The sequence below is a fragment of the Gimesia sp. genome, from assembly GCF_040219335.1.
Classification (GTDB): domain Bacteria; phylum Planctomycetota; class Planctomycetia; order Planctomycetales; family Planctomycetaceae; genus Gimesia.
In genome coordinates, this window is record NZ_JAVJSQ010000005.1 from 21,072 (window position 1) to 46,609 (window position 25,538).

The 25,538-nt window shown below is 55.3% G+C and carries 25 protein-coding genes and 1 tRNA gene; 22 read left to right on the forward strand and 4 right to left on the reverse strand.

What is annotated here, in order from left to right; translation table 11 throughout:
* The first annotated feature begins 221 nt into the window (after nt 1-221).
* The 15 genes from RID21_RS04160 to RID21_RS04230 all read left to right on the forward strand — a co-directional run bounded on the left by RID21_RS04160 (nt 222) and on the right by RID21_RS04230 (nt 11,813).
* Nucleotides 222-1,064 carry an MlaE family ABC transporter permease gene (locus RID21_RS04160; RefSeq protein WP_350187308.1) on the forward strand — a complete coding sequence of 281 codons (843 nt, stop codon included), beginning with the start codon at nt 222-224 and terminating at the stop codon, nt 1,062-1,064.
* Nucleotides 1,065-1,102: 38 nt separating this feature from the next.
* A complete protein-coding gene (locus RID21_RS04165) occupies nt 1,103-1,918 on the forward strand; it encodes an ABC transporter ATP-binding protein (RefSeq protein WP_155363637.1) in 816 nt (271 codons plus the stop codon).
* Nucleotides 1,919-1,998: 80 nt separating this feature from the next.
* Nucleotides 1,999-3,150, forward strand: a complete 1,152-nt coding sequence (locus RID21_RS04170; RefSeq protein ID WP_350187309.1) for an MlaD family protein — start codon at nt 1,999-2,001, stop codon at nt 3,148-3,150.
* Nucleotides 3,151-3,520: 370 nt separating this feature from the next.
* Nucleotides 3,521-4,891 (forward strand): alkaline phosphatase PhoX, encoded by a 1,371-nt coding sequence (locus RID21_RS04175; RefSeq protein ID WP_350187310.1) that lies wholly within the window; start codon nt 3,521-3,523, stop codon nt 4,889-4,891.
* Between the two features lie 237 nt (nt 4,892-5,128).
* Nucleotides 5,129-5,989, forward strand: coding sequence for a GntR family transcriptional regulator (locus tag RID21_RS04180; protein ID WP_350187311.1), 861 nt, complete (start codon nt 5,129-5,131; stop codon nt 5,987-5,989).
* A 119-nt stretch (nt 5,990-6,108) separates the two neighbouring features.
* Nucleotides 6,109-7,380, forward strand: coding sequence for an RNA polymerase sigma factor (locus RID21_RS04185; protein ID WP_350187312.1), 1,272 nt, complete (start codon nt 6,109-6,111; stop codon nt 7,378-7,380).
* A 225-nt stretch (nt 7,381-7,605) separates the two neighbouring features.
* Complete coding sequence (locus RID21_RS04190) at nt 7,606-8,088, forward strand: VOC family protein (RefSeq protein WP_350187313.1); 483 nt, start codon at nt 7,606-7,608, stop codon at nt 8,086-8,088.
* A 51-nt stretch (nt 8,089-8,139) separates the two neighbouring features.
* Entirely contained in the window at nt 8,140-8,622 is a 483-nt protein-coding gene (locus RID21_RS04195) for a VOC family protein (RefSeq protein WP_350187314.1), read from the forward strand.
* A 63-nt stretch (nt 8,623-8,685) separates the two neighbouring features.
* Nucleotides 8,686-9,072, forward strand: a complete 387-nt coding sequence (locus RID21_RS04200; protein ID WP_350187315.1) for a YciI family protein — start codon at nt 8,686-8,688, stop codon at nt 9,070-9,072.
* Nucleotides 9,073-9,138: 66 nt separating this feature from the next.
* Complete coding sequence (locus RID21_RS04205; RefSeq protein WP_350187316.1) at nt 9,139-9,618, forward strand: DUF1579 domain-containing protein; 480 nt, start codon at nt 9,139-9,141, stop codon at nt 9,616-9,618.
* A gap of 17 nt (nt 9,619-9,635) precedes the next feature.
* Nucleotides 9,636-9,995, forward strand: coding sequence for a YciI family protein (locus RID21_RS04210; RefSeq protein WP_350187317.1), 360 nt, complete (start codon nt 9,636-9,638; stop codon nt 9,993-9,995).
* Between the two features lie 55 nt (nt 9,996-10,050).
* Nucleotides 10,051-10,410 (forward strand): YciI family protein, encoded by a 360-nt coding sequence (locus RID21_RS04215; protein ID WP_145181425.1) that lies wholly within the window; start codon nt 10,051-10,053, stop codon nt 10,408-10,410.
* 53 nt (nt 10,411-10,463) lie between these two features.
* Nucleotides 10,464-10,898, forward strand: a complete 435-nt coding sequence (locus tag RID21_RS04220) for a YciI family protein (RefSeq protein ID WP_145037834.1) — start codon at nt 10,464-10,466, stop codon at nt 10,896-10,898.
* 31 nt (nt 10,899-10,929) lie between these two features.
* Nucleotides 10,930-11,337, forward strand: a complete 408-nt coding sequence (locus RID21_RS04225; protein ID WP_350187318.1) for a VOC family protein — start codon at nt 10,930-10,932, stop codon at nt 11,335-11,337.
* Between the two features lie 68 nt (nt 11,338-11,405).
* On the forward strand, nt 11,406-11,813 hold the full coding sequence (locus tag RID21_RS04230; protein WP_350187319.1) for a DoxX family protein: 408 nt from the start codon (nt 11,406-11,408) through the stop codon (nt 11,811-11,813).
* Between the two features lie 39 nt (nt 11,814-11,852).
* On the opposite strand, the gene RID21_RS04235 is transcribed toward RID21_RS04230, so the two are convergent.
* Entirely contained in the window at nt 11,853-13,016 is a 1,164-nt protein-coding gene (locus tag RID21_RS04235) for a transglutaminase-like domain-containing protein (protein WP_350187320.1), read from the reverse strand.
* Between the two features lie 228 nt (nt 13,017-13,244).
* Here RID21_RS04235 and RID21_RS04240 point away from each other — a divergent pair, with 228 nt between their 5' ends.
* The 6 genes from RID21_RS04240 (at nt 13,245) to RID21_RS04265 (ending at nt 21,351) form a co-directional block, all read left to right on the forward strand.
* Nucleotides 13,245-13,676, forward strand: a complete 432-nt coding sequence (locus tag RID21_RS04240) for an OsmC family protein (RefSeq protein ID WP_350187321.1) — start codon at nt 13,245-13,247, stop codon at nt 13,674-13,676.
* A 122-nt stretch (nt 13,677-13,798) separates the two neighbouring features.
* Nucleotides 13,799-14,785 carry a hypothetical protein gene (locus RID21_RS04245; protein ID WP_350187322.1) on the forward strand — a complete coding sequence of 329 codons (987 nt, stop codon included), beginning with the start codon at nt 13,799-13,801 and terminating at the stop codon, nt 14,783-14,785.
* 54 nt (nt 14,786-14,839) lie between these two features.
* Nucleotides 14,840-16,315, forward strand: a complete 1,476-nt coding sequence (locus tag RID21_RS04250) for a neutral/alkaline non-lysosomal ceramidase N-terminal domain-containing protein (RefSeq protein WP_350187323.1) — start codon at nt 14,840-14,842, stop codon at nt 16,313-16,315.
* Nucleotides 16,316-16,356: 41 nt separating this feature from the next.
* The gene (locus RID21_RS04255) at nt 16,357-17,397 is read left to right on the forward strand and encodes a sialidase family protein (protein ID WP_350187324.1); all 1,041 of its coding nucleotides are present in this window, start codon (nt 16,357-16,359) and stop codon (nt 17,395-17,397) included.
* Between the two features lie 118 nt (nt 17,398-17,515).
* Complete coding sequence (locus tag RID21_RS04260; RefSeq protein ID WP_350187325.1) at nt 17,516-18,004, forward strand: GNAT family N-acetyltransferase; 489 nt, start codon at nt 17,516-17,518, stop codon at nt 18,002-18,004.
* Nucleotides 18,005-18,186: 182 nt separating this feature from the next.
* On the forward strand, nt 18,187-21,351 hold the full coding sequence (locus RID21_RS04265) for a fused MFS/spermidine synthase (protein WP_350187326.1): 3,165 nt from the start codon (nt 18,187-18,189) through the stop codon (nt 21,349-21,351).
* Here the strand turns inward: RID21_RS04265 and RID21_RS04270 are convergent.
* On the reverse strand, nt 21,281-22,288 hold the full coding sequence (locus tag RID21_RS04270) for an alpha/beta hydrolase (protein ID WP_350187327.1): 1,008 nt from the start codon (nt 22,286-22,288) through the stop codon (nt 21,281-21,283). The two genes, RID21_RS04265 and RID21_RS04270, sit on opposite strands and share 71 nt — an antisense overlap.
* A gap of 11 nt (nt 22,289-22,299) precedes the next feature.
* Complete coding sequence (locus RID21_RS04275) at nt 22,300-23,286, reverse strand: aldo/keto reductase (RefSeq protein ID WP_350187328.1); 987 nt, start codon at nt 23,284-23,286, stop codon at nt 22,300-22,302.
* A gap of 974 nt (nt 23,287-24,260) precedes the next feature.
* Between RID21_RS04275 and glpQ the strand changes: the two genes are divergently transcribed.
* Complete coding sequence (glpQ, locus tag RID21_RS04280; protein ID WP_350187329.1) at nt 24,261-25,271, forward strand: glycerophosphodiester phosphodiesterase; 1,011 nt, start codon at nt 24,261-24,263, stop codon at nt 25,269-25,271.
* A gap of 111 nt (nt 25,272-25,382) precedes the next feature.
* Here the strand turns inward: glpQ and RID21_RS04285 are convergent.
* Nucleotides 25,383-25,456, reverse strand: a tRNA-Pro gene (locus RID21_RS04285).
* Between the last annotated feature and the right edge of the window lie 82 nt (nt 25,457-25,538).

The window sequence follows — 25,538 nt, forward strand, 5'->3', positions numbered from 1 at the left end:
AGTTTATCACTTCAGTTGATTTTGATCTATCTTATCAGGAAACGGTCGGTTTCGAAAAGACTCAACTTCCAAAATGTCGATTTCCGGCTGGAAAATCAGTTTGCCGTGGATTTCCCGTCGGTGGGGTAGAAATGGTCTCGATCCAAATCGGAAAATTGATTAACCTTCCGCCCTCAGTTTTGCTGCCTCTTGTCAACTAAAGTCTGAATTGGAAACAGTTAATGTCATCGGCTTCACCTTCGGTCCCGCGAGACACCATTATTCATGGCCTGGGACGCGGAGTGATCAATCTTGTCTGTCTGCTGGGCGACCTGTTCCTGTTTGCCTGGGAAATGCTGGGCTGGATCATCACCCGGCTGCCTCCCCGGAGTAATCTCTGGTCGTGCATGTATCACATCGGGATTCAGAGTATCCCCGTGATTCTGATTACGGGCGGCTTTATCGGTATGGTGCTCGCGGTGCAGTCTTACGATCAGTTCAAGCTGATGCATCTGGAGAACCAGATTGGTGCCGTGATTGCGATTTCGCTGGTCGAAGAACTCGGTCCCGTGCTGGCAGCCATCATGCTGGCGGGACGCGTCGGAACTTCCATGTCTGCGGAACTGGGAACGATGCGGGTGACCGAACAGATCGACGCCTTACGTGCACTCGGTGCAGACCCGATTCACTACCTGGTGGTACCCCGGTTCCTGGCCTGCTGCCTGCTGATTCCACTGTTGACTATCATCGCGGATGCGATCGGCATTCTGGGGGGCTGGTTTTTCAGTACCCAGATCCTGGGAGTCGATTCTTTTTACTACTGGTATTATTCGAAAAATTTTGTGTTCGCTTATGATGTCATGGGCGGAATTTTCAAGAGCTTCTTTTTTGGTGCTGCTATTTCTTTGATCTCCTGTCACCGGGGCTTCCATTGCGGGGCTGGTGCGGAAGGGGTTGGTAAAGCGGCAACCGAAGCGTTTGTGTATTCCTTTATTGTGATCATGATTCTCGACTTCATGCTGGGGGTTTCGATTGTCAACTTCTACCACTTCATGCAGACCGTGTATCCGGGTGTGCTCAGGTAGCCTGAAACGCGTGAACGGGAATCAGAGTACGTTTAGTTATGAATGAACGGAAATCAGATCCGGATTATGTTGTCGAACTGCGGAACGTCTCGCGGCGTTTCGGGGTGCATGACGTGTTACGCGATATTACGTTCGGTGTCCGACGCGGTGAGACGCTGGTCGTGATCGGCGAGAGTGGTTGCGGCAAAAGTGTGACCATGAAAATGATCATGAGCCTGCTGGAGCCCTCAACCGGTGACGTGCTCTGGCACGGGCGTTCGATCAAAGATCGCAGCACGCGGGAACTGCACCGCGACCGACTGCGGATCGGCTACCTCTTTCAGGGGGCAGCTTTGTTCGACAGTCTTTCGGTCTATGAAAATGTGGCGTTCGGGCTGAAGCAGAATACCAAGCTGAAGAAAGCGGAAATCGACCAGATTGTCGTCGAGCGGCTGCGAGAAGTCGGCCTGTCGGAAACCATCTGTCAGAAGAAGCCGGCCCAGTTATCCGGCGGGATGAAAAAGCGGGTCGGGCTGGCGCGGGCGCTGGCCATGACTCCGGAAGTCATGCTGTATGATGAGCCCACGACTGGACTGGATCCGGTCATGACTGACGTGATTAACGAGTTGATTCTGCAGACACGAGCCCGTCGGCCAGTAACGAGTATTGTGGTCACGCACGATATGAGCACGGTCAGAAAGGTCGCGGATCGGATCATCATGCTGTATCCACTGTCTCGACTGCAGCCCGATGAACCACAGATTGTATTCGAAGGGACCGCGGAGGAAGCCTTTCAGTCCTCCAACCCCCGCGTGCATCAGTTCGTCCACGGCGAAGCCGGGGATCGACTGCGGGAGATGGCAGAAGCGGGTTAACACAGGTCAGCAGAACGTACAAAACAGGTTTTCATGAGTTACGAGTATGATCTCAGGGACGAGATCGGATTGAGGTTAATATGACGGATCGCCAGATACAATTTCGAGTAGGACTGTTCGTGATTTCTGCACTGCTGACTGGTGCGGGGATGATCTTTCAGTTCGGCCAGCTGGAAAACCTCTGGAAGAAGAAATATACCGTTGCGATGCGGTTCGAGTCGATTTCCGGCGTGCATCGTGGAACGCCCGTCGTGCGGCACGGCATCCGCATTGGTGAAGTCGATAAGATCATTACCAGCGACAGCAAGCCGGGTGTGGTGCTGCTGGTTAAGATCGATGAAACACAGCATCTGCGGAAAGATGCCAGCCCGCAGATTGTGACGAGCATCATGGGGGATTCGAAGATCGTGATCTCGCCGGGTGTCGATAAGAAGTTTCTGGAGCCAGGCGAGCGGCTGATTGGCCAGGCTTCGACGGATCCGATGGAAGTTGTCTATCGTATGGAACAGCAGGTGAGCAAGACGTTGTCTGCCTTCACCGAGACCAGCCAGGAATGGGGTAAGCTGGCGGGGAATATGAACCGACTGCTGGAGACCAAAGAAGGCAATATTGATGTCGTGGTCGAACGGGCGGCGACATCGCTGGAGGAATTCTCACAGGCGATGCGGCAGATGAACGCGATGATGAAGAATGTGAATATGCTCGTCGCCGATCCTCAGCAGCAGGAGAATCTGAAACGTTCGCTGGCTGCGATGCCGGCGATGATCGAGAGTACTCAGCGGACGATCTCGTCCGTGGAAGTCGCGGTCCAGAAAGCAGGACAGAACCTGGATAACCTGTCGCGGGTCACCGATCCGCTGGCGAAGCACAGCCAGTCGATGGTGGTTAAGCTTGACCGGAGCCTGTCGCGTCTGGATGCCATGATGGCCGAGCTGAATTCATTCACGCGGGCTCTGAACCAGGGAGACGGATCGCTCAAGAAATTTATCTCCGATCCGGACCTGTATCGGAATATGAACCGGTCGGCCAGTTCGCTGACGGTCCTGTTGAACAACCTCGAACCGATCGCGCGGGACATCCGCATCTTCAGCGACCGGATTGCCCGCCACCCGGAAATTCTGGGAGTGAGCGGGGCGATGAAGGGGAGTTCAGGCATCAAGGAGTCCGGCGAACAACAACCCTCGCGGGTCAGGCAGTCGGGGTATTCGTTCCCTGCTACGAAACAGCCCTGAGTTGGGGGAGGACTGTCCTTTCATTCGGCAGTTTGCTCTGACAGTTTCCTGTTGTCTACGACAACCCCGAATTACATTCGGGGCCATCCATCCTGCTGGATCATCGGGACCTGATATCCCTTCCCGAGGACTTTCCGGTGGTCTCGCATCAGCGGTTTGACCATGTTTTGGCCCGGGAATCTGAGCTTGACTGGTCAAAGAGTCAGCGATGACAACTCATGAGAAGTTACGATTTAGATAACTTAATGTGTTGTTCATCAAAACTTAATAATTCGCGTTAAAATCTGATGAATTCATCCGGTGGTCGAAGTGGATCGACATTTTCAGCCGGATATTCATCGTTGTCCCGTGAATTATTTTCGAGGCAAAATTGTCGCAATCCTGCTCACGCCGCCGCTTCTTACAGGCAGCTATTACCGCTCCCGCAGCGGGAACTGTCTTCTCCCGTTTTCTCTCTACCGCTTCTGCCAAGGGGATTGTTAAGGATCACGCCGATCTCAAACCGGTGGCGGATGAGACTACCGGTCTGCCCCTGTTACGGTTACAGGACGGTTTTCGTTATCGTTCATTTGGCTGGACCGGCGACGTCATGTCGGATGGTGTGGTCACTCCGGAAGGTCACGACGGGATGGGCGTGATTGCCCAGAACGGAGATATCGTCACCATCTGCCGGAATCACGAAATTAAGGGGTCGCGCACATTTGGTCCTCCCGAGCTGACCTTTGACCCCAAAGCCGGTGGTGGCTGTGCGAATCTGCAGTTCAACGTCAAGACCGGTGAATGGCTGAAGAGCTGGACGAGCCTGGCGGGAACCGTACAGAACTGTGCCGGTGGTCCGACACCATGGGGCAGCTGGCTGTCATGTGAAGAGACCGTGATCGGTCCTCACGAAAGTTTTCGTGATGTGCAGTACGAACACGAGAAACATCACGGCTGGGTATTTGAAGTTCCCGCGGAAGGAACAGCATCGCTGGAGCCTTTGCAGGCCCTGGGGCGGTTTGTGCATGAAGCACTGGCCATCGATCCCAAAAACGGAATCATCTATGAGACAGAAGACCGCGATACAGCGGGCTTCTATCGTTTCCTGCCCAACGAACAGGAAGTCCTCTCCAAAGGGGGGACGCTGCAGATGCTGAAAATCAAGGGGCAGGATGATCTCCGCACCGGGGCACAGCGGGGCGTCCGCTATCACGCTGAGTGGGTCGACATTGAAGATCCGATCCGCCGCAACACACCCGGAAAAAATGATGGTCTCGGCGTTTACTCACAAGGGAAAGCCCAGGGGGCGACTACCTTTGGTCGTCTGGAAGGTTGCTGGTATGGCGACGGACTGGTCTACTTCAACTGCACGAACGGAGGCGAAGCCGGGCTGGGACAGATCTGGGCCTTCTCTCCCGAAGAGCAGACATTGGGCCTCGTGTTCCAGTCGCCGTCGCATGACATTCTGGACAGTCCCGACAACCTGACTGTCAGCCCACGCGGCGGTCTGGTGCTGTGCGAAGATGCCGACCTGAAACCGTTACGGTTGCACACTCTGAGCCGAAAGGGACTGCTGCAGACCCTGGCGATCAATAACATTCATCTGCACAAGGGTGAGCATCCCCGACTGATCGGCGATTTTACCGGCGGCGAATGGGCGGGAGCCACTTTCAGTCCCGACGGCGAATGGCTGTTCGTGAATATTCAGGATCCGGGTGTGACCTTCGCGATCACCGGCCCCTGGCATGAACTGGGAGTCTGATACAGGCAGGCAGCTGTTAGTCCCCAAATTTGTATATCCCCTTGTACCGGTCATGGCACAAGGGGATTTTTTTATGCTTACCACCGGCATTTCGGGAATTGTCTCTCGGGTGACTTTGTTCTCTCTGCAGAGAGCAGTACACTGAAGTTGCAGCCAAATCGGACAGAAAGATAGTCTAATGCGGCTCGAGCTGCGAAAACGAAATCAGACCTGGAAACCGAGCGCCCGTCCCAAGCAATGTCACTGAAAAATTACATCAAGAATGATCTCGAAGTTCGCTTGCGCAGCGGGCAGGAGTTACCGGCAGCGTTGACGCTGGAAGCGCTGTCGGATCATTACCAGGTCAGTTTTTCTCCAGTGCGGCTGGCACTTGCGGAACTGGTAGATGCGGGGTTGCTTCAGAAGGGAGCCAACCGTCGCCTGGAGGTCAATCAGGGGAAGATCAAGCCGCTGAAGAAGGGACAGTCTGCTGCGCTCCCCAAACCGCCGACGGATATGTTCGAACTGATCACGAATGATTTCGTGAAACTGAGTCTGCAGGGCGAACCAGTCGATATCCGGGAGGAAGCGACTGCGAAACAGTACAACATCAGCCGATCCTCACTGCGGATTATCCTCAATCGCCTGGCGGGAGCCGGGATTCTGGATCACATTCCCCGCAGGGGCTGGCGGCTGAGACCGTTTCGTCAGGAAGACATGCAGGCGTTTCTGGAAGTGCGCGAACTGCTGGAGCTCAAGGCCCTCGAGCTGGCGAAACCGCGACTGGTCAAAGAGGAACTGCAGCAGATCCTGGACGGAAATGTGATTCCGGAATCAAAAGATGCTGAAGTGTTGATCGATAACAGTCTGCACGCCTACATCATTGAGAAAGCGGGCAATCATTACATCCAGGACTTCTTTCAGCGGCAGGGGAAATACTATGACATCCTGTTTGACTGGGAAGACCAGGACCGGGAGACGGCCATCGAAACGGTGCGGCAGCATCAGGCCATTCTGCAGGCACTGATTGCAGAGGACTGGAAGACCGCCCGCAAAGCGTTGTCGTATCATATCAAAGATAATCATCCGATTCTGAGTAAGATTGTGAAGCAGTCTTAATTCTGAACTCTTTTTGAACGTTCGGCGGCGTCTCCTGTTGAATTGCCTGGGCAACTGACTATCCTTACAGTATGCTTTCAGAGTGAAACACGTCGCGGGTCCTTTCAGGTCAGAATCAGATGAGTGAGACTTCTTCCCAGTCAATTCGACAGCAGGTCGATGCGATCTATCAGCGCGAATCGCGGCGGGTGTTCGCGACACTGATCCGTCTGCTGGGTGACTTTGATCTGGCAGAAGAAGCCATGCACGATGCCTTTACCGCGGCGGTGGTGCAATGGGAGGAGACGGGTATTCCCGATCAACCCCGGGCCTGGCTGGTTTCCACGGGGCGTTTCAAAGCCATCGACAGTCTTCGCCGTCGGGCCCGTTTCGATGAAGCACAACAGGAAGTCGTACAGCGACTGGAAGGCGTTGCCACACAGAATGCCGACCGTTCCGAGCAGGATGTGGAAGACGACCGGCTGCGGCTGATCTTCACCTGCTGTCACCCGGCGATTGCCCCCCAGGTGCAGGTGCCGCTGACACTCCGCGAGGTCTGTGGTCTGACGACGGAGGAGATTGCGAGTGCGTTTCTGACGTCTCCCTCCACGATGGCGCAGCGGATCGTCCGCGGTAAAGCAAAGATCCGGGACGCAAATATTCCGTATGTGATTCCGGAACGATCCGAGTTGCCCGAACGACTGGATGCTGTGCTGACTGTGGTCTACCTGGTGTTTAACGAAGGCTATGCAGCTTCCTCCGGTGATTCACTGACCAGGCGGGATCTGTCGGAAGAGGCGATCCGGCTGGGACGACTGCTCGCGGAACTGCTCGATGATACCGAGGTGATGGGTCTCCTGGCTCTGATGCTGCTGCACGAATCGCGGCGGGAGGCCCGGACGACAGCAGAGGGAGATTTGATTCTGCTGGAAGATCAGGATCGGAGTCTCTGGGATCGGGAGAAAATACGTGAGGGAACCGCACTGGTCGAACGCGCGATCGCCTCGGGGGAGGTGGGGAGCTACGCGATTCAGGCAGCGATCTCTGCCGTACACGCGGGAGCGCCGAGTGCTGCTGCGACAGACTGGACGCGGATTGTCGAATGGTACGATCTGTTGTTGCAGGCGACGCCCTCCCCGATTGTCGAATTGAACCGGGCGGTCGCGGTCGCGATGCAACAGGGGCCTGATGCGGGAGTGGAATTGATCGACGCGATCCTGGCGCGGGGGGAACTGAGTGAATATCACCTGGTCTATGCAGCACGCGCCGATCTCTGTCGTCGGTCGGGCCGGGATGCTGAAGCGCGGACCGCTTACGAACAGGCCCTGTCTTTAGTGAATCAGGCTTCGGAGCGAAGGTTCCTGGAAAAACGGCTGCAGGAACTGGACGAGAGCCGCATTTCTCCTGAATGATGGTCAAAGAATGTTTACTGCAGATCTGGTTGTAAAGTGCTTTCATGTAGTGGCTTAGGGCTGTGGGTGTCTTGCCGGACAACGGTGTTTGACCCGTTTTTCAAAAAATAACAGCTGGTTGTCGATTGGGGGGACTGTCGTTCGACTACTTCATAAACGGGGGCTGGCAGACAGTCTGAGGCTCTCGTCCCTTATCGAAACGACCTTCAGTCACAGGAGACTATGATGAACAGTTCCAGCGTTAAACCAATTCCCGCAGGCATGCACAGTATCACTCCCCACCTGGCTTGTTCGAATGCAGCCGAGGCCATTGAGTTTTATAAAAAGGCTTTTGGCGCTGAGGAACTGATGCGGCTGCCCGGACCGGATGGCAAACTGGTACACGCCTGTCTGAAGATCGGTGATTCCCAGATCATGCTGGCCGACGTACGCGAAGAATGTGGGATGAAAGGACCGGATGCGCTGGGAGGAACGCCGGTTTCAATTCATTTGCAGGTCGAGGATGTGGATGCGGTCTTCAATCAGGCAATTGAAGCCGGTGCGACTTTGATTATGCCGGTCATGGAGATGTTCTGGGGCGACCGCTACGGTCAGATAGATGATCCCTTTGGTCATCGCTGGTCTGTGGCGACGCATGTGCGTGATCTGAGTTTCGAAGAGATTCAGGCAGGCATGCAGGCGATGTTCGAACAGAACCAGAACGGCTGATCCTGAAACCGATTTCCATCTCGATGACAATCAAAAGAGAAGAGCAGCACGATGTCAGATATTCCGAAAATCTCCCCCTTCCTCTGGTTCGACAACAACGCAGAAGAGGCCATCGATTATTACACTTCGATTTTCAAAAACTCGAAACGCTTCGATGTGTCACGTTACGGCGAAGGGGGACCGGGGCCCGCGGGGTCGGTGATGGTCGCAGCTTTTGAACTGGAGGGCCAGCGATTTACCGCGTTGAACGGCGGTCCCCTGTTCAAGTTCAACGAAGCGATTTCGTTCGTGGTGAATTGCGACAGTCAGGACGAGCTCGACGAATACTGGGAAAAACTGTCAGCGGGAGGCGAACCGGGCCAGTGTGGCTGGCTCAAAGACCGGTTCGGCCTTTCCTGGCAGATCGTGCCGACAATCCTGCCCGAGTTGATGCAGACGGGAGATGCGGAGAAAACCGGCCGGGTGATGGCGGCGTTAATGCAGATGACGAAGCTGGAGATCGCTGGGTTGCAGCGGGCCTTTAATGGCGCCTGATAGAGATTACTTAAATCGAGTCATTACGATTTACAATACAACCATTTTCAATGAGGGACGACCATGAGATTTGTCTGCCTGGGATATTACGATGAAGCATGGATGGAGGGTAAATCGGAGGAAGAACTTTCAGCCGCGATGGAAGAATGTTTTGCCTACGATGACGAACTCCGGCGGGGAGGCCATTTTCTCGGAGGGCAGGCACTACAGCATGCCAGCCAGGCTGTGACGCTGCGGACCGTGAACGGGCAGGCGGATGTGACCGATGGCCCTTTTGCAGAAACTAAGGAACAGATCGGCGGCTTGTTATTTCTGGAAGCCCGGGATTTGAATCATGCGATCGCACTGATTTCGCGGCATCCGGGAATCGGCATGGGACCGTTTGAGATCCGTCCGGTGAATGAAGAGATCAGTGCGCTGATCAAGGAACGGGACGCGGCAATTCAGTAACAGGTAACTGTGCCTCGTAAAGCATTAGTGTCGAATTTTTGATCGTTCAATCAGGAGAGAGGAAAGATGTTTGAGAAGCCACAGGCAGAACATGAATGGCTGAAGCAGTTAACAGGCAACTGGATAGCAGAGACCGAATGCCAGATGGGGCCGGGAGAGCCGACCTATAATTCGGTCGGTGATGTGAACTGCCGCTCTCTGGAGGGGATGTGGTACCTGATTGAAGGGGGCGGGGAAGATGAAGCATCCGGTTCCTGGTCGACACTGATGACGCTGGGATACGATATCAAACTCGGTCAGTATGTCGGCACTTTTACGGGGTCAATGATGTCCTGTCTCTGGTCCTACCAGGGAGGTCTGGATGCGACAGGATGCAAGCTGACGCTGGAGACAGTGGGGCCGAAGTGCGGGAGCGAAGGAACCACGTCTTATAAAGATGCGATCGAAGTGATCGATGAATCCAGGTGGATTCTGACCAGTGAAATGCTGACCGAAGAGGGAGAGTGGCTGCAGATTATGAAGTCGGAACATCGTCGGAAAAATTAAAATGGGAGTGAGTGAAGATGAAATATCTGTTGCTGGTCTATGCGACCCCCGGTGCCTGGGAGCCGGAAGAACGAAAGGTGGCTTTGGGGGAGTCTGTCGACTTGTGTCATAAGTTGCACAGCCGGAATCAGTATTGTTCCGCTGCACCGCTGGAACCGGTCGAGACGGCCGTCAGTGTGCGGGTGCGTGAGGGTGATGCACTGGTGACCGATGGCCCGTTTGCGGAAACCACCGAGCATCTGGGAGGCTACTTTCTGGTTGATGTGGATTCGATGGAAGCGGCTGTCGAGATCGCCAAGCAGATCCCCGGCGCCCGACGGGGAACTGTAGAGGTGCGTCCTCTCGTTGAGGTTCCCAATCTGCCTGCGGGAAAATAGTGTTTTATCTGAAGCCGTTCAATCTGAGATCATCGGGGAGTGAAAAGGAATCGTTATGAAATACATGTTGCTGATTTACGGTACGGAAAGCTGCTGGACCGAAGCAGAACGGTCGGCCTGCATGCAGGAATCGATGGAGATCTGTCACGAATTGAACGAGCAGGGTAAATACCTGGCATCGTCGCCTTTGCATCCGGTGTCGACAGCGACCTGTGTGCGGGTACGCGAAGACCGGAAGATGGTAACTGATGGCCCGTTCGCCGAGACGGTAGAGCAACTGGGGGGGTACTATGTGATCGATGTCGACAATCTGGATGAGGCGATTGCGATCGCGGAGCGTTTGCCCCCGGCCAAGAAGGGGACGGTTGAGATTCGACCGATTTTTGAGCTGCCGGAAATTGAAGTGAAACGATAACAGAGTCTGAAATACAGAATACTCAAATAAGATATCAGTAGAGGAGTGGGACAATGAAAGTGATGGTGATGGTCAAAGCGTCAAAGAGTTCAGAAGCGGGCGAAATGCCCAGCGAGGAACTGCTGACCGCGATGGGAAACTTCAACGAAGAACTGGTGAAGGCCGGGATCATGTTGTCGGGGGATGGGCTGCGTCCCAGTTCGGCAGGAGTACGGATCCGTTTTTCGGGTGCGGAACGAACGGTGATTGACGGGCCGTTTGCGGAGACGAAAGAACTGGTCGCGGGCTACTGGGTCTGGAAGGTGAAGTCGATGGAAGAAGCGATTGAGTGGGCGAAACGCTGTCCGAATCCGATGCCGGAAGAATCGGATCTGGAAATCCGCCCCTTTTTTGAGATGGAAGATTTTGGCGATGCGATGACGCCGGAACTGAAAGAGCAGGAACAGCGCATCGCGGAAGCAGCCGAGAAACTGGATCAGCAGGGTTAAAGAGACTCTGCTCAGATAGAATGAAGATATCATGTCAAATAAAATCTATGTGAATCTGCCCGTCAGCGATCTGGCCAAATCGATCGCCTTTTATCAGGCGGTGGGCTACTCGATCAACGAAAAATGGACCGATGAGACAGCGGCCTGTGTCGTGATCAGTGAGGATATCCATGCCATGCTGTTGACGCATGCCCGTTTCAGTGATTTCACGCCGAATGAAATCTGTAATGCGAGGCAGCAGACTGAAGTGCTGCTCGCGCTTGGCTGCGAGAGTCGGGACGAGGTGGATGAACTGGTGCGCAAGGCTGTTGCCGCGGGGGGGAATACTTATAATGAACCTCAGGACCATGGCTTTATGTACGGACATGGATACCAGGATCCGGATGGACATATCTGGGAAGTCTTTTATATGGATCCTGCAGCCGTTGAGTCGACTTGAATCGCGGCAGTGAGTACGCAGCAGTAAAGATCCTCCTGGCCCTTTCATTTTTCAGATGGGAAATCGACATGAATGAAGCAACTTCACCGCCGGTAAAAACACCTCGCGCTCTGGTCTGGATCGGTCGCCTGCTGGCGCTCCCGGTGGTGTTCCTGTTTGGAATGAGCACCGTGATGAAATTCAAAGGGGGACCGGAAATGACTGACGGGATGTCCAAACTGGGGCTGCCGGAATCGATGATTTTACCGTTGGCGATTCTGGAACTGGTCTGCCTGGTGCTGTACCTGGTTCCCTGGACGGCGGTGCTGGGAGCGATTCTGTTGACCGGCTACCTGGGCGGTGCGATCTGCACCCACTGGCGGGTAGGGGATCCCTTTGTGGTCCAGGCCGGTCTGGGGGTCGTGCTCTGGCTCAGCGTGTACTTGCGTGATCGTCGCCTGTGGCAGTTGATTCCGTTTCGTGGACTTGCGGGATAATCACCTCTCGCAAACACGGACCATGTGGCATAAGCTGATTCAATCGGCGTTCAGGGTGGAGAGATCCTTGAATGGTTCTTTGAATGGCTTATCGGCGGTGTAGCGGTGTGAGGTCATCCAGGAGAACTCGCGTTTTTTGATATTCGCCGGGTCGGGTTCGGGGAGAATTTCGCCATCGGCTTCCACATACACGGTTCGCACAACGCGGACCGGTTTCAGCGCGGGGGGCATGAGTTGATAGTCGGTCCCGCGTGTTAAGAGCAGCCAGCTGTTTTCGCGAAAGCCGGAGAGGGTGCGCTTGCGGGCGGCTTGTGTGAGCGCTGTTTTCTGCTCCGCGGTCAACTCTTTGTCGGACTGAATCTGTTTCGCCAGTTTCTGGGTCTCCGAGAGATCGAAGCTGATCCAGCCATACGGGGGGAGGTAGGCTTCCATCTTACAGTGCGAAGGGGAGTTTTTGGGATAGAGGGCCAGTCCGTAGGTCACGCGGGTCGGGTAACCTAAGGCGCGTCCCATGGTGGCACAGAGGCCGTGATAATCACTGCAGTGCCCGCGGCGTTGTTCGAAGGCGTGGTTCGCATCGGCCTGAAGGGAGGCATGGATATGGTCGTAGGTCAGATTCCGGTCAATCCAGTTCATCGCGCCAATCAGGCCGGGGCCTTTGTTCTGAAAGCCGGCGTTGATGTTCTGAATGACCTGCTGAAACTGTTCCGGCTGGGCCACGGTCTGCGGCTTCAGATAGGGTTCAAATGAGGAAGGCCACTGTTCGACCCGGGTAACCTGAGCAGGATCCATGTTCCAATGCAGGTTCCACGCGCGGGCTTTGAAGCGATGGGTGATGATCTGGGCGCCGTGGGGATCGTGAAATTCAAAGTAAGCGAAGCGGTTGCCATAGACGGGTTCGTTGCTGATTTGGGGAGAAACCTGCTGGGGAAAAGTCGTGAATTCGCTGGCCTCGATTTCCTGGGCCGCATCGGTCTGCGGGACGGGAACCCAGACCTTGAGGACTTTGCAGTGGTAAGGGGGCGTGACAATGACGGAGAATTCGACCTCGTGGTTAACGGGATCACTCTTTTTTACCTGGTAGGGGAGATCCGCTCGAGGAGACTTCGATTCCGGTTTCTCGGCCTGTGCATGCAGGGGGGCGATCAGTAATGCCAGCAGGAAGTAAGTCGCAATCGTGAGGCGATTCTGGTTCTGAGTCATCCTGTCAGGGCTCCTGGAAAAGAGATCTATGCAAAATTCGCATTAACGTCAGAATGTTAGATTGTAACGTCTGCCAGGGTCGCTGACAACAGCCTGTTTTCCGGAACATGGTGAAGCGAGGGGCATGGATGAGCTGATTCTGAAAAGTCTCGTGACATTTGCAGTGGGATTTTCTAAGGTGGATTCTGTGTTTTACTGAATGCAACCTCAAACCAAGGAGGAGATAAGATGTCGATTAAACGTACCGGCTCTGCCGTCTGGCAGGGGGGAATCAAAGATGGAAAAGGGACCGTGTCGACCGCCAGTGGTGCGCTGCAGGAATTGCCCTACAGTTTTTCCACGCGGTTTGAAGGGGAGCAGGGAACGAACCCTGAGGAACTGATTGGTGCAGCTCATGCCGGCTGTTTCTCGATGGCGCTCTCCAAGATTCTGGGTGACTCGGATCTGAAGGCGGAGCGGCTGGAGACGACAGCAGAGGTTTCGCTGAATCAGGTGGAAGGGGGCTTTGCGATTGAATCCATCCATCTGACACTGAAAGCGAAAGTTCCCGGCGCAGATGCGGCGACCGTGGAAGAGCTGGCCGGCAAGGCGAAAGCCGGTTGTCCGGTTTCCAAACTGTTCAATGCCACGATTACGCTGGATGTGCAGACCGTGGATTAACCAGCGGCGACTCATGCCAAACCGGGACTGGAAACGAATCCTTTGACTGCTGCTCGCGCTCACTTCATAATGGGGATTGGTTCTGTCCCGGTTTTTAATTTCTGCTTTTGAGAGGGCTGGCGATGCTGTTACATCTGCGACTGATAACCTGGAGTCTGATCTGTCTGTTAATTCTCTCGAGTGGAGCAGGCCGACCGGTCGTCGCGGAAGAGAAGCAGACGTTGAACGTGCTGTTTATCGGCAACAGCTACACAGCCCGGCACAACCTGGCGCAGGTGGTAAAGCAGATGGCGGAAGCGGGGAATCCGGGGCTGAGCTTCAAACCGACAACGGTGATTTATGGCGGTCGTCGGCTGAAGGATCACTGGAACCTGGGTTCACAGAATTTTGTGAAGCTGCATTCCCTGACCAAAGCGGAAGAGGAGCAGACGATTGCTGACCTGAAAAAAACGGCTGAAGATAAAGAGAATCGATACGCACGTGCCGCGTTGAAACGGCATCAGAGCCTGATTAAGGAACTGGATCAACCACATCCGAAATGGGATGTGGTCATCCTGCAATCTTATCGGGATGATGTCAGTGGCGATCCTTCATTGTACGCCCAGTATGCTCCGAAGTTCGCGGCCCTGGCGAAGGAGCAGGGTGCCCGCGTGATTCTGTATGAGACGACGCCTGCGACACAGAATAAAAATCCCCTGCGGACGGCCCCGGATGAGGAGCCGGTAATGAAAAAAGCAAAAGCGATTGCGGCGCTGGCGAAGCAGCTCGATGCGAGCGCCGCTCCGATGTCGCTGGTAGGGCTGTATTGTCAGACAGAACGTCCGGATCTGACACTGCGGTTCCTGAACGATGCGCATCTGAATCAGACGATGGCCTATCTGACGGCGTGTGCGATTTATGCGGCCCTGTTTGATAAGAGTCCGGAAGGGCTGCCCGTCGACTCGATTACCGATATCCGGTTCTGGAATAACAAAGATCGGGACAAAGACCGTGACGGTAACCCGATCACGAAAACGTTTTCTGATAAAGACCGTGCCGAATTACAGAAGATGGCCTGGAAAGGTTATCAGAAGTTCAAGCAACTCCGCGACGGCAAGGCTGCCGACTGAACTGGGCTGCTCTCCCTCCTGAATTTGACTTACCCCTGTTAAAGGTTTCCCTCCATGTTGTTTGTTTCCCGCTGCCTGATGTTATGTTGTCTGTGTCTGCTGTCGCTGGTTTCTGCTGCTCATGCAGGCGATGGTCTGCAGGTGGGAGTGGCGGAGACGGACATCACGCCTCCCGTCGGTTTCCCGATGGCCGGCTATTATCATGAGCGGTTGGCGGAAGGGAAGATCGATCCGCTGCAGGCAAAAGCGATTGTGTTTCGGGAAGGGAATACGGCAGGTGCGCTGGTGGTGTGTGATCTGATCGGTGTGGCCACGGATCTTTCGAAAGAGGTGCGTCGGCTGGCTGCTGAAAAAACGGGGATCCCGGCTGAAAATATCGTGCTGGCGGCGACTCATTCTCATACGGCCCCCGATTACATGAAGGAACTCTATCTCTATCTGGGGAAAGAGAAACAGCAGCCTCTGCGGGCTGAGTACATTCAAAAACTGATCAACGGTCCGGTGGAAGCGATCGTGGCGGCCAATCAGGCTGCGAAACCGGCGCAGCTGGAAACGGGGGCGGCTGTGCAGAAGACGCCGGTGGCTTTCAACCGACGCTTCGTGATGAAGGACGGGAGTGTGAAGACCTGGCAGTCGTTGAAGAATCCGAATGTGATCCGGGCCGCTGGTCCGATTGATCCACAGATTGAGCTGCTGGCGATCAAGAATGGGAAAGATGGTTCTTACGAAGGAGTGCTGAGTAACTTCGCGTTGCACCTGGATACGGTGGGCGGGACCCGCTGGAGTGCCGACTACCCGTTCTTTATTCAGGAGACACTACGGGAGAAGCTTGGGAAAGATGTGATTTCGATTTTTGGAACCGGCTGCTGCGGTGATATCAATCATTCCAATCCATCAGCGTCGGTACGGAACAAGGTGGACTTCATCGGGAATTCGCTGGGGGAAACGATCACAGCGGAACTGCCGAAACTGGAGCCGGTGAAAGGGACTGGTCTGACGGTACAGTCGCAGGTGGTGGATCTGCCTTTGCAGGATGCCTCGCAGCCGGAAGTGAAACGTTCGATTGAACTGTTGAAGGTGGCCCGTGCCGGGGGGAAGGTGGATTTCTTCGAGCATGTGACCGCGTATAAGAAGATGATTCTGGACCAGATGCGGCACAAAAAACCTTATGCGGAAACTGATCAGCATATTACGTGGGGCTTGAGCCGATCGCTGGCGGGCATTGGTGAAACACTGCCCGTGGATGTCACCGTGATGACGATTGGCGAGGATGTGGCGATTGTCTGTCTGCCGGGCGAGGTGTTCGTGGAACTGGGGCTGGCGATCAAGCAGGCCTCTCCATTTAAGACAACGATTATCGTCGAACTGTCGAACGCGGTGGAGACGATTTACATTCCGCACCGGGCCGCGTATGCCGGGGGGAGTTATGAAGTGACGAACTCCAATCTGCTGCCCGGTAGTGGTGAGATGCTGGTGGAGGCGTCACTGCGGCTGTTACGTCAGGCGGCGGCTGAGAAACGGGCGGACTGAGTTCGGTTCACGGAATTCCATTCAAGGGCGAGGCTGGAGCGATGAAACGTTTTTTCCTTTGTGCTGCGCTCATGCTGCTGGTAGTGATGTCTGGTTCTCCGGGAGCCCGGGCGGAGGAGCAGCCGGTTTCGATTCTGGCGCAACGCATTAGCGGGCACATTCATCCTTCGATCTGCCAGGCCGAAGATGGAACGCTGATCGTGGTTTTCAAGGGAGATAATGTGCTGCTCTGTTCGCGTTCCACGGATGAGGGTGCGACGTGGTCGAAGCCGGAACCGATTCCGGCGTCTGCCAAACGGCCCGAAGTCATTCGTGCGGTAAAGAAGTTCGAAGTCTATCCCGGCACGGTAGACACGCTGCCCGATGGCCGGATTCTGGTGACCTGGAATTACATAGCCGACGATAAAGCCCGCGATGGTTATTACGAGCGGGCTCTGCTGTATGTGATCAGCGCCGATCAGGGGAAGACGTGGAGTGATCAGCGGTTGATCGGCCCGGTTGAGGGGAAGCATCTGGGGGCGGTGCGACATAATGTGCTCCCCTGGAGTGAGGGCCAGTGGCTGCTGCCTTTGCGGACTGGTGTGCCGCGGGTCTTTGATCCGGAGAACGGCAGACTTACGGCGTTTCCGCTGGTGGGCCCCGATGGCAAGCAGCATGAGTTTCAGCAGATCGTGCGTTTGCAGGACGGAGGTCTGCTGGCGATGGGGCCATTGTTACTGCATTCGGCTGATCAGGGGAAGCATTGGAAACAGATCGCTGGTTTGCCCGCGGTACCCGATCAGCGGGATAATGCGGAGGGGCGTTACCTGACGGTGCTGACCGATGGGAGAGTGCTGGTGACCTGGGGCCGGGGACACAACAATCGGGGGCTGAGTTATAATCTGTCGCTGGATGACGGGCAGACGTGGGACGCGAAGCGGACGGTGGTGCTGCTGCCGGAGACGCCGGTAACGGCCCGTTATTATTCTGCGCGGACGATTCAACTGGATGGAGAACATCTGGGAACGGTATTTATGAACCGGGACGGCGTGCATTTTCTCAAAGTCCCGCTGTCCCGTCTGCAGGGGCCTGAGGGGACTTGAGCCCCGAACCGCAGTCCCGCCTGAGCTGTCTTATTCAAATGGGCTATCCGTACCAGCAGCGGCAGGCAGCGGCCCGGCATGTTTTCCAGATCAACAGGTTTCGAAAGGGAGAGGAGCGATGAAAATCCGGCGGGCGGAATTGGCGGATCTGGAGGCGATGACCGAGATTTATAATGAAGCGATTCTGACATCGACGGCGACCTTTGATCTGGAACCGAAAACGGTTGAGGAGCGGTTACCCTGGTTTGAGTCGCATGATGAACGCTTTCCGATTCTGGTGGCGGAGTGCGATGGCGAAATTGCGGGCTGGGCCTGTCTGTCCCGCTGGCGAACCCGCAAGGCTTATGAGCGGACCGCAGAAACGTCTTTCTACGTGAAGGGGACGCAGCGCGGGAAAGGGATCGGGCGGCAGCTGAAGCAGGCGATTATCGATGAGGCCCGGCGACTGAACTTTCACACATTGATCGCGGGCGTGGCTCAGGGGAATGAAATCAGTCTGCATTTGAATCAGAGCTTTGGCTTTGAAGAGGTCGGCACGTTCCGCGAAGTGGGCTATAAATTCGACCAATGGCTGGACGTAACTTATCTGCAGTTGATGCTGGATTGACAACGGAAGTGGTTCGGATTTCACTGAAATTATATGTGATGGAACGATGAATTTATGAGATTCGCAGGAAAAAACATACAGGGAAGGGAACGTGACGACTCTCTGGATCTTTGATAATTGATGCGATAGAGTGACTGCCCGGGCATATCAAAAGCAGGACTCATTAACGCGCGAGAAAATCTGTGAGTGGCACTCCATCAGAACGGTCTGCGTCTACATTGAAACTGGCAACCCTGTTGTTCTTTTCCGGCGCGTGCGCGTTGATCTATCAGGTGATCTGGATCCGGGAGTTGCGTCTGATTTTCGGCGCGACCACGTTAGCCTCTTCTGCTGTGCTGGCTATTTTTATGGGAGGTCTGGGACTGGGGAATGCCCTGTTGGGAAAACGGTCTGACCAGTTCACTCGGCCGGTTCGCTTCTATGCCCTGCTCGAACTGGCGATCGCCGTTAGCGTGGCACTCAGTCCTTTTCTGATTGACCTGACCCGGTATGCGTATGTGCGTGCTGGCGGACAATCAACGATGGGAGTTGAGGTGGCCACGATTGCCCGATTGCTGGCGGCGACGGCCATTCTGATCCTGCCGACCATTTTCATGGGGGGGACTCTGCCGGCTGCTGCCCGCGCCGTGACCAGTCAACTGGATGCCAAGCGTAGAAACCTGGCGTGCATTTACGGGATCAACACTCTGGGGGCTGTGCTTGGGGCCGGACTGGCCAATTTTATGCTCTTGGAACTGTTGGGCAATCGCGTTTTGCTCTGGTTGGCGTGCCTGGTCAATCTGCTGCTGGCGGCGATCTCCTTCTGGTATTCCCGGCAGCTGGTAGCAGGCGATCAACAACAGGCAGCGGATGCGTCAGTCTCTCCCCTGGTCACGACAGAGTCTGAAGCTGCTGTGCAACGACCCAGGCCCCATGCGGTTCTATTGTATTTCACCGCGGCGGTCGTCGGGTTTGTATTTTTCCAGATGGAGATTGTCTGGTATCGCATGCTGGGACCTTTGCTGGGGGGGACGACTTATACCTTCGGGCTGATTCTCTGTATTGTACTGCTGGGGATCGGCATCGGCGGGCTGTTGTATCATCTGATTGGTCGCTGGATCACTCCCTCGTATCAGCTCCTGGTGACGACCTGCACCCTGGAAGCGATCTGCATTGCTGTCCCTTTCTGGTTGGGCGATCGCATTGCGATGTGGGTATTACAGCAGCAACAGTCAGCCTTCTCTTCGTTTGCAGAACAGGTCTGGAGCTGGTTTGAGGTCGGCTCCCTGGTGGTGCTGCCTGTGGCGCTTGTTTCCGGTTTTCAGTTTCCTGTGCTGATTGCGCTGGCAGGGAGCGGACAACAGGATGTGGGCAAGCATGTCGGCTGGACCTTCGCGGCCAATACCTGCGGTGCGATATGTGGTGCCATCGCAGGTGGCTTCTTTTTACTACCGGCATTGAACGCTATCGGTGTGTGGCGCCTGTCTGTGCTGATGCTGCTTTTACTGGGCCTGACCATCGTCTGTGTCTCCCGCTTGTGGCAGGTTTCTCGCTTCGGTATCTCGCTGGCGTCCGGCTTGACTCTGCTGGCGCTCCTGGGAGTAGTGCAACAGGGGCCGACGGCTGCCTGGCGACATTCCGGGATCGGAGCGGGACGCGCAGAACTGGAGGACGGAACCCGGAATGCCGAGCAGAATTTTATCAACACCAAACGCAGACAACTGTTATGGGAGACCGAAGGGGTGGAGTCCAGTATCGGGATCACCGCGACCGACAGCCTGTCCTTTATCGTTAATGGAAAGAGTGACGGAAATGCTTACACGGACGCCGGTACACAGATGGGGCTGGGGCTGCTGGGACCCGTTTTAAAATCAGACTTGAAAACCGGTCTGGTGATCGGGCTGGGCACGGGCGAAACCGTGGGCTGGCTGGCTGATGCAATTTCCGGACCGGTTGATGTTGTGGAGCTGGAACCCGGTGTGCTCGACATGGCGCGGCGCTGTGAATCGATGAATCGTCGGGTGCTGTCCCAACCGGATGTGCACATCTATCATAATGATGCGCGGGAATTCCTGCTGACTTCTGCGGCGGAATACGACATTATCATTTCGGAACCCTCGAATCCTTATCGGGCAGGCATTGCCAATCTTTATACCAGGGAATTTTACGCCTCGGCGGCTGACAGGCTTGCGGAGGAGGGATTATTCCTGCAGTGGCTGCAGGGATATGAGGTTGATGATCAGACGGTGGCGACGGTTCTCAAAACGATGCGATCCGTATTTCCGACGGTTGAGATCTGGAGAACCCGCGCCCGAGATATGGTTCTCGTTAGCAGTCCAGCGCCTCGTCCGCTGGCTTATGATGCAGACTCGCTCCAGCAGAGTTTGAATAACCCGGTGATCAGGGAGGGGCTGAAGCTCGCCTGGCGGGCCGAGGATGTATCGGGGATTCTGGCACATTATGTTTGTGACAATCAGACGATCCAGCTGTTTCTGGATCAGAACCCGTCCCTGATCAATACCGATGATCGTAACCTGCTCGAATACGCGTTCGCGAGTTCCGTAGGACGCGTGTCGCGATTCTCTACGCAACGTCTGCAGGAACTGGCCGTTCAATCAGGGGATACGCGTCCCCGGGAGGCATTCTCTACCACTCCTGAGGCGATCGCCAGACGTCGCCTGGCAATGCACTTTCACCTGGGAGGGGCCATGCCGGAACTGACCCAGGCCTCTCGTATCGAACAGGGCATTGGTTTGGCCTACCAGTCTTACCTCGATCAGAATTACAGGCAGGCAGCGGAGTTGTTCGGGGAGATGGGGGTTGACGAGACCTGTCCTGTCGAGCGAGTGGTCTATGCCCATGCCTGTGCTGAGGCGGGAGTCCCGATTTCGGCAGAGCTGTCAGACAAGCTGAAGACCGGCAATGCTGCAGAGCAGGCTGCTGTCCAGGCCATTGCGTTCTTAAAGCAGGGGGATCGAGCAGAGGGGAGTACCACGTTGCTGCAGGCTTTTACGTTAATGAAGTCGAATCCGTGGGGCCTGGAGCGGATTTATGATTCTCTGTTGCGACACGCCCTGGCACTCGCGACCTCTGACAATCGTCTGGCGGGACCGATTTTTGAAAATATCAGCGAACCATTTGCCATGTATCGACTCGAAGATAAAAGGAAACTGGTGCGGTTCCTGGTCGCTGAGATCATGGGGACGAAACAGATTGCGGAATCACTCGAAGAAATCGAGCCCAATGTCCCCTGGAAGGACTGGCTGCTGAGAAAGAGACAGTCCGTGTATCGTGAACTCAATCACGATCTGTCGGCGAAAGCCCAGGCCGATCTCCAGCAGTATTTGGGGTGGGCCACGAGTCCCTGAACCGTGCGCGGGCAGTTGATAACAATATCAGTGCCTGGAAATGCGCTGATACCAGTCGAGGAAGAGATCCGGCCATTTTGCGGGGGGGGAAGCCGCGTTTGACGCGCCGGGGGATCAGATTGCCGACACCGTGAGCGCCGACGTCGAAGACCGCTAGTTTGACGGGGACGTTTAACTTCTGGAGGTCGGCTGTGATTTCACGGGGCAGTTCGATCGGGGCGCCTCCCTTGATGCCGTCATTGGTGGCATGGACGAGGAAGACCGGCGGCGTATTCCTGGAAAATTGAAAGGGTGATTCTTTCTGGCGCCAGTGCCAGGTGGCCAGGCCGATGGCGAAGTCGGGACGACTGCTTTCCCGCTCGATGGGATCGGTGGCGTCGGGAGTACCGGCATCGAAGTTCGCTGCCAGGTTCATCGCCAGGTTGCCGCCCGCTGAATAACCGGCGATGCCGATCTGTCGTGGGTTGATGTTCCATGCTTTGGCACGGTGCCGCACCAGGCGGACGGCCCGCTTCGCATCGAGCAGAGTCAGAGCCTGAATTTCGGAGTTCGTCCCCTTGAAAGGGGGACGGGTCCGGTATTTCAGACCGATGATGGTGACGCCTTTCGGATTGAAGACGTCAGCCGCGTAGATGACGTGCGTTTTCCAGTCCAGTGAACCGTAGCCTCCGCCGGCACAGACGATGATGGCCATCCCTCTATTCCTGTCAGGATTGGGCGAAAAGACTGCAATTTCGGGACGCGTGACATTGGTGAATTTGCCTCGCGGATCGAAGATTTCGGCGGGGGCATCTGATTGGAACAGAGGCGGTTCTCCCTGCCAGAGGGGGACAACCAGATCGGGTTTGCGGAGTGGGGGAGCAGGTTCTGCCTGCAGATCCAGACCAATGAGGCAGATAACGGTCTGGATGAGCAGCAGTGATCTGGTTATCCGCATGGTCTGGTCCCTCAACGATTGATCATTTTCATGGCCGCTTCGGGGTAGCGTTCGCCTAAGACATCGATCTCAGCGAGGGCGCTGTCGATTTCGGCGAGATCGCCGGCTGTAAGTTCGATGTCGGCAGCAGCGATGTTTTCCTCGAGCCGGTGCAATTTAGTCGTGCCCGGGATGGGGACGATCCACGGTTTCTGAACCAGGATCCAGGCCAGGGCGATTTGAGCCGGAGTGGCCTGTTTCCGCTGGGCGATCTGGCCCAACAGGTCGACGAGTGCCATGTTCGCTTTGCGGTTCTCTTCGGCGAAGCGGGGGACCTTGTTACGGAAGTCACCGCTGGCAAAGGTGGTTGATTCGTCAATCTTGCCGGTGAGGAATCCTTTGCCCAGGGGGCTGAAGGGGACGAAGCCGATGCCCAGCTCTTCGAGGGTGGGGAGGATGGCTTCTTCGGGTTCGCGCCACCAGAGGGAGTATTCACTCTGCAGGGCGGCGACCGGCTGGACGGCGTGGGCGCGGCGGATGACATCGACGCCTGCTTCCGAGAGACCGAAGTGTTTGACTTTGCCTTCCGCGATGAGTTCTTTGACGGTGCCGGCGACTTCCTCGATGGGGACCTCCGGATCGACGCGGTGCTGATAGAGCAGGTCGATATAGTCGGTCTGCAGGCGTTTGAGCGAAGCTTCGACGACGTCTCGAATGTGTGCGGGGCGGCTGTCGAGGCCGGTCTGTACGCCCTGGTCGTCGATGGCGAAGCCGAACTTGGTGGCGATGACGACCTGTTCGCGGACGGGGGAGAGGGCCTTGCCGAGGAGTTCCTCGTTGGTGAAGGCGCCGTAGACTTCGGCGGTGTCGAAGAAGGTGACGCCTTTATCGACGGCGGCTCGCAGCAGGTTGATGCCATCCTGGTCTTCGACGGCGGGACCGTAGCCAAAGCTGAGGCCCATGCAGCCCAGTCCCAGGGCGGAGACTTCAAGATTACTGCCGAGTGTGCGTTTCTGCATTGTATTGACTTTCGATAATTGAATTCGATTGATTTTGGGGCGCGTTGTGAGTGAGCGCAGTGAACATCGGGGATGATTCACTGCCTCTATGGTAGAGCTTACCTGTTTTGGTTAGTGAATGACAAACCAGGGAGGAGAATTTTAAACCACGAATGAAACGAAAAGCATGTAAAGTGCTGTGTTTGTATTGTCTGAGCAAGTGGCTGGGGGGGCCTGTGGGCCATCATGAGGTTTCTCCCAACGAGACCATTTATTTTCATCTGTACTGGCTGGGGCCGATGTGTAGGATGTCTATTTCTTTGCAACAAGCCTTTATGCTGTGGTTTACTACCACGAAATGCACGAAAGACACGAAAGACACGAAACTTTCTGTGGGTTTGTCGATCAATGTTGTTTTTGTCTGAGAAGTGCCAGGTCGGTTTTGATTTTGAGGAAGGGCGCGGGGAGGTCAAGTGGGATTTTGCTTTGTGTTTACTGTGAATGCCTCTGAGGTTCCTGCGAGTTTGTTTGAATGTGCTCTGAATATGCTCCGAAATGATTTGAAAATGTACGAGATAAAACGAACCGGTTCGGAATGTTCCACTGAAAAACTGGAAAAATCGACGGCGATTCAGGTGATGCTGAGTGACTTGTGCGCGGTGTTTCGGTGCACGCATCATCCGCCTCGCGCGCGAAGCACAATTGCACAACAATACGATTCGGAAAGTGCGGATCAAGTTCAGTCTGTTCAGACAATGGTGGCAGATGAGAGCTCTCAAAGTGCATGCGAATCGAGTGGGCCGGGATGGTCTGTCAGAAATATGATGTGCGTTTGGTGAGGGATTTGTGAGGTTATGATGAAGATTGTGGCTGTTCGAGAGAAGAAGATACAGCAGCTTGATTGGCTGATTCGTCGCTGTTACGATCGCGCGGCAGGTGTGGTGGGATGCCTGCGATTGCCGTTTCAACGAAGTTCTCTTTTCAGGTCTGTCTCTATGAAAGCTGTCTGTTTCTGTCTTGCTCTGTTAATGATTTCCGGTTCGCTGTGGGCCGATGAACATCATGTGTTTGCCCACCGCGGTGCCAGCGGTTATCTACCGGAGCACAGTTTGCCTGCGAAGGCGATGGCTTATGCCCAGGGAGCGGATTTCCTGGAGCAGGATGTTGTGCTCACGAAGGATAATGTGCCGCTGGTGTTGCACGATACTCATCTGGATGGGATTACGAATGTGGCCGATAAGTTTCCGGAACGGAAGCGAGCAGACGGACGTTACTATGCCATCGATTTCACGCTGGCCGAGATTAAGCAGCTCAACGCCACCCAGCGTTTCAAACGCAAGACCGGCAAGCCTGTGTATGCAGAGAGGTTTCCCTTGGACGGGTATACTTATCAACTGCATACGCTGGAGGAAGAGCTTCGTTTCATCCAGGGATTGAATTTGAGCACGGGCCGGAATGTGGGGCTGTTCACCGAAGTCAAGAAGCCGCGCTTTCATCAGCAAGAGGGGCGTGATATCGCGAAAGCGGTGTTTGATGTACTGACCCGCTACGGCTATGGGACGGATGAAAAATCTGCCTGCTGGGTTCAGTGTTTCGAACTGGAGACCCTGAAACGGTTCCGTAAGGAGTTCGGCTGGAAGGGGCACCTGATGATGATCTATTCCGGCGGCAAGCCCGGGCCGGATGGTTCTGATTACGATGCACTAGCCACGGCTGCAGGTCTCAAACAATTGTCGGAAACTGTAGATGGCGTTTTTCCGAATCTGCCACGGGTGGTTACCTGGGATGAAAGTGGAGAGGCAAAGTGTAGCGATTTCACAAAGGCGGCTCACGCTGCAGGGTTGCGTGTGGTTACGGGGGTTGTCAGAAGCGATGATCTGCCGAAGAACTGTCCTTCGGTGGCGGCGCTGCATGAGGCGTTATTCAACCAGGCCGACGTTGACGATGTCTGCACGGACTTTCCTGATCTGAGTGTGCAGTGGTTGAAAGCACAGCAGGCTGATTGAGGTAGGGCGTCGTTCCTGTTGACGCGCTGGTGCGCCTGCGTATAAAGAACAACAGCCGGGCGGAATTGACCGCAGCCGGCTGTTGTGTGTCTCACAATTTGTAATGAGAAGTCGGGACGACAGGATTTGAACCTGCGACCTCTACACCCCCAGTGTAGCGCGCTACCAGGCTGCGCTACGTCCCGATGTTGTTTTCGACGGTCGGCATAGGGCTCGACAATCGATAACTTAATAGTGATGAGCACTTTATCGCACGACCGCGCGAGA

What these genes read in the sequence shown, in the direction of transcription:
- RID21_RS04160 (WP_350187308.1), top strand. Translation starts at nt 222, where the DNA reads ATGTCATCGGCTTCACCTTCGGTCCCGCGAGACACCATTATTCATGGC.
- RID21_RS04165 (WP_155363637.1), top strand. Translation starts at nt 1,103, where the DNA reads ATGAATGAACGGAAATCAGATCCGGATTATGTTGTCGAACTGCGGAAC.
- RID21_RS04170 (WP_350187309.1), top strand. Translation starts at nt 1,999, where the DNA reads ATGACGGATCGCCAGATACAATTTCGAGTAGGACTGTTCGTGATTTCT.
- RID21_RS04180 (WP_350187311.1), top strand. Translation starts at nt 5,129, where the DNA reads ATGTCACTGAAAAATTACATCAAGAATGATCTCGAAGTTCGCTTGCGC.
- RID21_RS04185 (WP_350187312.1), top strand. Translation starts at nt 6,109, where the DNA reads ATGAGTGAGACTTCTTCCCAGTCAATTCGACAGCAGGTCGATGCGATC.
- RID21_RS04190 (WP_350187313.1), top strand. Translation starts at nt 7,606, where the DNA reads ATGAACAGTTCCAGCGTTAAACCAATTCCCGCAGGCATGCACAGTATC.
- RID21_RS04195 (WP_350187314.1), top strand. Translation starts at nt 8,140, where the DNA reads ATGTCAGATATTCCGAAAATCTCCCCCTTCCTCTGGTTCGACAACAAC.
- RID21_RS04200 (WP_350187315.1), top strand. Translation starts at nt 8,686, where the DNA reads ATGAGATTTGTCTGCCTGGGATATTACGATGAAGCATGGATGGAGGGT.
- RID21_RS04205 (WP_350187316.1), top strand. Translation starts at nt 9,139, where the DNA reads ATGTTTGAGAAGCCACAGGCAGAACATGAATGGCTGAAGCAGTTAACA.
- RID21_RS04210 (WP_350187317.1), top strand. Translation starts at nt 9,636, where the DNA reads ATGAAATATCTGTTGCTGGTCTATGCGACCCCCGGTGCCTGGGAGCCG.
- RID21_RS04215 (WP_145181425.1), top strand. Translation starts at nt 10,051, where the DNA reads ATGAAATACATGTTGCTGATTTACGGTACGGAAAGCTGCTGGACCGAA.
- RID21_RS04220 (WP_145037834.1), top strand. Translation starts at nt 10,464, where the DNA reads ATGAAAGTGATGGTGATGGTCAAAGCGTCAAAGAGTTCAGAAGCGGGC.
- RID21_RS04225 (WP_350187318.1), top strand. Translation starts at nt 10,930, where the DNA reads ATGTCAAATAAAATCTATGTGAATCTGCCCGTCAGCGATCTGGCCAAA.
- RID21_RS04230 (WP_350187319.1), top strand. Translation starts at nt 11,406, where the DNA reads ATGAATGAAGCAACTTCACCGCCGGTAAAAACACCTCGCGCTCTGGTC.
- RID21_RS04235 (WP_350187320.1), bottom strand. Translation starts at nt 13,016, where the DNA reads ATGACTCAGAACCAGAATCGCCTCACGATTGCGACTTACTTCCTGCTG.
- RID21_RS04240 (WP_350187321.1), top strand. Translation starts at nt 13,245, where the DNA reads ATGTCGATTAAACGTACCGGCTCTGCCGTCTGGCAGGGGGGAATCAAA.
- RID21_RS04245 (WP_350187322.1), top strand. Translation starts at nt 13,799, where the DNA reads ATGCTGTTACATCTGCGACTGATAACCTGGAGTCTGATCTGTCTGTTA.
- RID21_RS04250 (WP_350187323.1), top strand. Translation starts at nt 14,840, where the DNA reads ATGTTGTTTGTTTCCCGCTGCCTGATGTTATGTTGTCTGTGTCTGCTG.
- RID21_RS04255 (WP_350187324.1), top strand. Translation starts at nt 16,357, where the DNA reads ATGAAACGTTTTTTCCTTTGTGCTGCGCTCATGCTGCTGGTAGTGATG.
- RID21_RS04260 (WP_350187325.1), top strand. Translation starts at nt 17,516, where the DNA reads ATGAAAATCCGGCGGGCGGAATTGGCGGATCTGGAGGCGATGACCGAG.
- RID21_RS04270 (WP_350187327.1), bottom strand. Translation starts at nt 22,288, where the DNA reads ATGCGGATAACCAGATCACTGCTGCTCATCCAGACCGTTATCTGCCTC.
- RID21_RS04275 (WP_350187328.1), bottom strand. Translation starts at nt 23,286, where the DNA reads ATGCAGAAACGCACACTCGGCAGTAATCTTGAAGTCTCCGCCCTGGGA.
- glpQ (WP_350187329.1), top strand. Translation starts at nt 24,261, where the DNA reads ATGAAAGCTGTCTGTTTCTGTCTTGCTCTGTTAATGATTTCCGGTTCG.